The 4,243-nt window shown below is 62.8% G+C and carries 6 protein-coding genes and 1 pseudogene; 4 read left to right on the top strand and 3 right to left on the bottom strand.

The features are described from left to right. Together ABD352_RS52890 and ABD352_RS52885 are read left to right on the top strand one after the other, a co-directional pair. A partial coding sequence (locus ABD352_RS52890) for a hypothetical protein (protein ID WP_344620275.1) occupies positions 1–345 on the top strand: 345 nt, incomplete at its 5' end. Between the two features lie 169 nt (positions 346–514). Then, positions 515–739 (top strand): hypothetical protein, encoded by a 225-nt coding sequence (locus tag ABD352_RS52885; protein ID WP_344620274.1) that lies wholly within the window; start codon positions 515–517, stop codon positions 737–739. Between the two features lie 20 nt (positions 740–759). Here the strand turns inward: ABD352_RS52885 and ABD352_RS52880 are convergent, their stop codons facing one another. Together ABD352_RS52880 and ABD352_RS52875 are read right to left on the bottom strand one after the other, a co-directional pair. Next, positions 760–1,755, bottom strand: a complete 996-nt coding sequence (locus tag ABD352_RS52880) for a WD40 repeat domain-containing protein (protein WP_344620273.1) — start codon at positions 1,753–1,755, stop codon at positions 760–762. Positions 1,756–1,918: 163 nt separating this feature from the next. Continuing rightward, positions 1,919–2,131 carry a hypothetical protein gene (locus tag ABD352_RS52875; RefSeq protein WP_344620272.1) on the bottom strand — a complete coding sequence of 71 codons (213 nt, stop codon included), beginning with the start codon at positions 2,129–2,131 and terminating at the stop codon, positions 1,919–1,921. Positions 2,132–2,648: 517 nt separating this feature from the next. Between ABD352_RS52875 and ABD352_RS52870 the strand changes: the two genes are divergently transcribed. Both ABD352_RS52870 and ABD352_RS52865 read left to right on the top strand, forming a co-directional pair. Next, positions 2,649–3,230, top strand: coding sequence for a hypothetical protein (locus tag ABD352_RS52870; RefSeq protein ID WP_344620271.1), 582 nt, complete (start codon positions 2,649–2,651; stop codon positions 3,228–3,230). A 101-nt stretch (positions 3,231–3,331) separates the two neighbouring features. Continuing rightward, positions 3,332–3,757, top strand: coding sequence for a hypothetical protein (locus tag ABD352_RS52865; protein WP_344620270.1), 426 nt, complete (start codon positions 3,332–3,334; stop codon positions 3,755–3,757). A gap of 146 nt (positions 3,758–3,903) precedes the next feature. Here the strand turns inward: ABD352_RS52865 and ABD352_RS52860 are convergent. Beyond that, a pseudogene (locus tag ABD352_RS52860) lies at positions 3,904–4,091 on the bottom strand (transposase); the annotation flags it as partial. Positions 4,092–4,243 lie beyond the last annotated feature (152 nt).

Genomic DNA, 4,243 nt, shown 5'->3' with positions numbered 1-4,243 from the left:
GTCCTGGAGCTCAAGAACATCGAGCCGATGGTCAACTTGCAGACCCTGGAAGAGCTCCTCACCGGACGGTCGACCGAGGAAGTCACGCGCAACCCACGGCAGGGCAACATTTTGGAGTTCGATCCGGACGGTGCGGCGGTCGTCTCAGTCACCGCCGAACTTCAGCAAGCTCTCGCCACCAGCAACGCGGACACACTGCGGGCGGTAGCCCAGCGATGGGCCGAGACGGACGAACTGATCGACTCCGACTCGGACGACCTCACCGACGTGCTGCTCCAACTGGCCCAACTGGCGCACGATGCCAACTCCCGGGGGCATGCCCTCTACTGCTGGTTGTCTCTCTGAACCCACTGAACCCGCATCCGCTGTCATCCCGAGCAGTACCGAACCACAGCGACAACGCCACGCTTTGTCAGCGGCATAGAAAGACGTTCTGCGTGTCGATGCAGGATGTAGGAACGTCCTCCTGATGCGCTTGTCGGGCTTGGTGTCCCATCGCAGGAGGAGGACGTTCGTGGGTAACGGTAGCGGTGTGTCGCGTGGTGATCGCAACCGTAATACGCGGCTGGCCCGGTTGCGGGAGCTGGTGCCGTTGTCGAACGCGATCGTCGGGATCGATCTGGCCGACGCCAAGCAGATGGTCGTCGTCACCGATCACGATTCGAAAGTGCTTGCCCGCAAGACGTTCCGGTGCCGGGCGTGGAATCTCGGTGTCGCGCTGGACTGGGCGGCGAAATAAGAGAACGACCCTCGCCCATGTCACCAGGTTGATGCTTCGGACGGCGCAGCCGTGTCGGACTGCGTTGCCCAAATCGTCACCATCATATCGTTGCCGCCGGTAATGATGCGGGGCTGGCCGTTTGGGCCTGGCAGCGACACAATCGCGGTTACCGCGCCAGTGTGGGCAGTAAGTTCGGCCAACTCGCGACCGGTGTCAGGGTCCCAGATCCGCACCGACTTATCGTAACTCCCGGTGACGATTCGATGCCGGCCATCCGGACCAGGCAGCACCGCCACCGCCCGCACCCAGTCGGTGTGACCAGTCAGCTGACTTAGCTCATGACCGGTGTCAACGTCCCAAATCCGCACCGACTTATCGTCACTCGCGGTGATGACTCGGTGCCGGCCATCCGAACCAGACAGCACCGCCACCGCGTGTGCCGCCCCGGTGTGGGCGGTAAGCTCGGTCAGCTTACGGCCAGTGTCAGGATCCCAGATCCGCACCGTCGGATCGTCGCCGCCAGTGACGATGTGGTGCTGGCCGTCCAGACTGGGCAGCACCGCCACGGCCCGCACCGAGCCGATTCCGCCAGGCGCGAACGGATTCGACTTCCTGGTGTGGGGCGCCCTGAGTTGGGTTAACTGTCGGCCAGTTTCGGAGTCCCACATCCGCACACTCTCGCCACTCCCGCCGGTGACGATGCGGTACCGATCGTCCGGACCAGGCAGCACCGCTACCGCCCGCACCGAGTCGGTCTCGGATCCAGTGAGTTGGGCCAACAGGCGGCCGGTGTCAGCGTCCCAGATCCGCACCCCCCAGCCGCCGCCGGTCACGATACGGTGCCGGCCGTCCGGACCAGGCAGCACCGCTACTGCGTCTACCGGGCCAGCGGAGTCGCCGAGCCCGGTCAGTTCGCGACTGGTGTCGGCGTTCCAAACTCGCAGCCACCGGTCGGCGCCGCCAGTGACAATGTGGTGCCGGTCATACGCGGACACCTCAGCTTGACGCTGCTTCGCATTCGGCCACTCCTCCACCGAGGGGTGGAGAAAACTGACCGGGTCAGCCGCCGAGTCTGTTCAGCGCGAACCACCGACGCATCGTAAGCCCGAGGCGTTCGACGATGCTGTGCCCGGGCTCTGCACCTGGACCATCTTCTGATTCATAAGCGCCTCGCTTTGAGATACCGAGCGCTCCTGTCTACCAGTCGATCAAACGCTCTTCGTTTGGAAACCTCGCCACCAGCTGATCGAAACGAGCTATGGCGGCGTCTATCATCGCACATAGGTTTTCGTCTACTTCACCCCAGGTGTCTACGGAAAACTCTTGGACAAATTTCGCCCAAGCCTGCTCAAAATCCTCGTGCACCCGTTCCCCCTCGGCACAGAAACTCCACCATTCCCGAATCGTCAAGGCGCCGTCCCTGTGCCCGATCTTATGCAATATAGATACCACCGTTGCAAATCTAGCATCGGCCGTGATCAGTCGGCCGCACATAGCCTTCGCCTTTATGGATACTCTCGCATCCCCCAGCAAATCGGAATATCTCCCGAAAGTACCCGGCATGCGCCGCCTCCAAAACCAGCGATCTTCCGAAATCACGTACCGTATCCCGGAATCATACTCTTCAGTAAATTCGTGTTCTCCAAGTCACTACCCTGGAAGTCAGGATGCTCGCCCGCCTTGAGTACCTTGGCACAGTGCGTGAGACAGCTGTTGTCCATTATGTCGAAGTCGCCAGAAGGTCTCCCGGCTACAGACTCCTGAAACGCTCGCGCACGAGCCGGGCTGGGCAAATCGAACCGCAGGGGCGTGATCTCCTCACTGAAATCAAAACCTCCTACACTACTCGGATCCTTAACATTGAGGGCACGAACCTTTGTCCGAGTCAGACTCCGGGAATCATGAACCTGATCGGTAGCCACTGGCGATGGACTCCGTCCAGGCCTCGGGCGGGTACTGTGTGCTTGGCTCACGGCAGGTCGTGTGTTTCGTCGATCACCTGGTGCTCGACGCGACACTGTACCCTTTGCATATGCGCTGGGAGATGGCCGCCGATCAGGGGAGGCTGATGACCATCGGCGACGTCATCATCGTTCAAGACACCGAGGAGAACTGGGGCCCGACTCCAGACGGAGGCCAACAAACGGGCGGAACTGGCCCAAAAGTACGGTGCCAAAACGCTGATAAATATGGCCCCGATATCGAACGCCACGAGGCCGTGCACGCGGATCAGTGGGCCCGCTACGTCAACTGGACCGGTTTCGTGACCGACTACGCCGCCGCCAGTGCCGTCTCGGTCGCCGTCACAACGCGGTACGAGTGGGGCTCGCCCGGCGGCGGCGGGAAGCCGGCCCAACCGCCCAGAGTCATCGTCGGCAACCCGATCGACGGCAACATCTTCGAGATCCAGGCGAACCTGTACTGGGGTGGCTACAAGAAGCCGCCTCAACCGCCATCAGGCTCACCCACCGGACCGGTACCGCAACCGTCACCACTGGGGTGGTCCTGATGCCGACTCGGCGGCCCTCCCGCACACTCCTGGCCGGGCTGCTAGTACTGTCGGTAGCCGGCACGCCCGCTCTGACGGCATGTTCACCCAAGCCGCGACTCTTGGTCGCGGTTGCCCGCCAGGATGCTGGTCCCGTCGCTGTTGTGCGCCTGTGTGACAACGACAGGCTGAACGCCATCACGGTCACCGAGTTCGTGGAGACGACAGAACCGCCGTCCGTGCCGCTTGCCTCGATCCTGTGGGACCTGGTCAACCTCTCCGACCAGCGCCGCTCACCAACCATTCCATTCGGCACGACGCCATCCGGCTGGAAGGCGCAGACTTCCACACCGTTCGAACTGTCCAGCGGAAAGCGATACCAACTAGACGTCGACGCCAGCGGCCGGCTTGTGAACGCAGTGCTGTTCACTCGATCAGATTTCGAGGCCCTCGAACCTGACCAGGTGCTGACCGTCGACGCGGGCGGTTATGGCGCGACCACAATGCCATTGCCAGCGTTTGAACGACGAGCGAAGGAATCTTGCTAACCTCGCTCATTCGCCATCAGTCGATCATGGCGGTCGAGGCGATCTGTTGATCTTCGTTGGGGCTCGCCGGTAGGTGGGGCGTGCTGATGGCCCGATGCGCTGGTCGGGGTCCTCCGGGCGGTGTGTGGCGGTTGGTGATACTGCGGTCAGCCGATCGGGCGTGGCAGCGCGGGAGGCGGGTGAACGCGGTGGCCAGGTCCGTTGCCCAGGGCCAGGTTTCGGCGATCCGGAGTCGGGTTCGGCGGGCGGTGCGGGTGAGGCGGGCGGCGACGTGCAGCAGCCGGTAGCGCAGGTTCTTGGGTTCGGCAACAGCCAGCTCGCCGTCCAGGAGCAGATTTCGCGGTCCTGCTCGGAACCGTCCACGACTCGACACCAGATGTCGCTGATGAGGCGGCTGTCGGCGCCGCGGGCCTCTAGTAGGGCTTTGTTAGGTTCGGCGTGTCGTGGGGTCGCTGGGCGGGTGCGGGTAGTTTCATGTGTCGGTGA

It is taken from the genome of Dactylosporangium salmoneum (genome assembly GCF_039532525.1).
Taxonomy (GTDB): Bacteria; Actinomycetota; Actinomycetes; order Mycobacteriales; family Micromonosporaceae; genus Dactylosporangium; species Dactylosporangium salmoneum.
This window is presented reverse-complemented; position numbering and strand designations above follow the sequence as displayed.

Excerpts from the sequence above, each read along its gene's own strand:
- ABD352_RS52870 (WP_344620271.1), top strand. The coding sequence starts at position 2,649 with ATGGACTCCGTCCAGGCCTCGGGCGGGTACTGTGTGCTTGGCTCACGG.